Annotated in this window: 3 protein-coding genes; 2 read left to right on the forward strand and 1 reads right to left on the reverse strand. The window is 68.2% G+C overall.

The window, feature by feature from the left end; genetic code table 11:
* The first annotated feature begins 10 nt into the window (after positions 1-10).
* Together ACEN88_RS32135 and ACEN88_RS32140 are read left to right on the forward strand one after the other, a co-directional pair.
* Positions 11-160 carry an amidohydrolase family protein gene (locus tag ACEN88_RS32135; protein ID WP_413346264.1) on the forward strand — a complete coding sequence of 50 codons (150 nt, stop codon included), beginning with the start codon at positions 11-13 and terminating at the stop codon, positions 158-160.
* A 10-nt stretch (positions 161-170) separates the two neighbouring features.
* The gene (locus tag ACEN88_RS32140) at positions 171-500 is read left to right on the forward strand and encodes an L-rhamnose mutarotase (RefSeq protein ID WP_413346260.1); all 330 of its coding nucleotides are present in this window, start codon (positions 171-173) and stop codon (positions 498-500) included.
* A 3-nt stretch (positions 501-503) separates the two neighbouring features.
* Here the strand turns inward: ACEN88_RS32140 and ACEN88_RS32145 are convergent.
* On the reverse strand, positions 504-1243 hold a 740-nt coding region (locus ACEN88_RS32145), incomplete at its 5' end, for an FtsX-like permease family protein (RefSeq protein WP_413346262.1).

Raw genomic sequence — 1243 nt, forward strand, 5'->3', positions numbered from 1 at the left:
GCAGCGCCTGATCTGGGGCAGCGACTGGCCGGTGCTGCACCTGGCCGCCGATTATGGGCGCTGGCTCGCCGCCTGCGCGTCCCTGCTGGACGGACTGGCCGGTGCCGACCGGCTTGCCGTGTTCGGGCTGAATGCCCTGCGTTTCTACCGTATCGATTGAGGAGTCTTATATGCAAAGAATGGGAATGGTCATCGGCATCGAGCCGGAAAAGATCGCGGAATACAAAGCGCTGCACGCGGCCGTGTGGCCGCAAGTGCTGGCCCGCCTCGCGGAAGCCAATGTGCGCAACTACACGATCTTCCTGCGCGAGCCGGAAAACCTGTTGTTCGGCTATTGGGAATACCACGGCACCGATTTCGCCGCCGACATGGCGCATATCGCGGCCGATCCGGAAACGCAGCGCTGGTGGACGTTCTGCAGCCCGTGCCAGGTGCCGCTGGCCAGCCGGGCCGAAGGCGAGCACTGGGCGATGATGGAGCCCGTGTTCCACATGGACTGACCTTCAGCCGTCGCTGCGCAGGGCGGCGATCGGGTCGAGCGCCGCCGCCTGGCGCGCGGGGTAGACGCCGAACCCGAGCCCGACCGCCACGCATGCCAGCACCGCGAGCAGCAGGCTCACCGGCGACCACGCCACCGACCACCCGGCCAGCGCGGCGATGCTGTACGCGGCTACGGCGCCCAGCACGAGGCCGAGCAGGGCGCCGCTGACGGCGATCACGAGCGCCTCGGCCAGGAATTGTTCCACCACGTCGCGGCGGCGCGCGCCCAGTGCGCGCTTCAGGCCCACTTCGCGCCGGCGCTCCAGCACATTGGCCAGCATGATGTTCATGATGCCGATGCCGCCCACCAGCAGCGAGACTGCCGCGATCGAACTCATGACGATGGTAAAGATGCGCTGCGTCTGCTGGTTCTGGCGGTACAGGCCCATGGGCACGATGAGGTTCGTGTCGTCGACGCCGCCATGGCGCTGGTGGATGACCGCCTGCAGCACGCGCGCCGCGTCGTCCGGCGCGACCTGGCCGTCCAGGCGCACGCTGATGCCGTCCACCTCGTCCTCGATGCGGCGGAAGCTGAAGCGCGCGCGGGCCGTTTCCCACGGTACGAACAGGCGCTCGTCGTCCAGGCCCAGCTTGACGCCTTCGAACTCCGACTTGCTGGGCGTGCGGTCGGCCAGCACGCCGGCCACCTGCAGCCACACGTGGTTGACTTTCACGCGCTGGCCGACGGCCGGCGCGTGAAAGT

The organism is Massilia sp. CT11-108, assembly GCF_047302915.1.
GTDB classification, from domain to species: Bacteria; Pseudomonadota; Gammaproteobacteria; order Burkholderiales; family Burkholderiaceae_D; genus Telluria; species Telluria orientalis.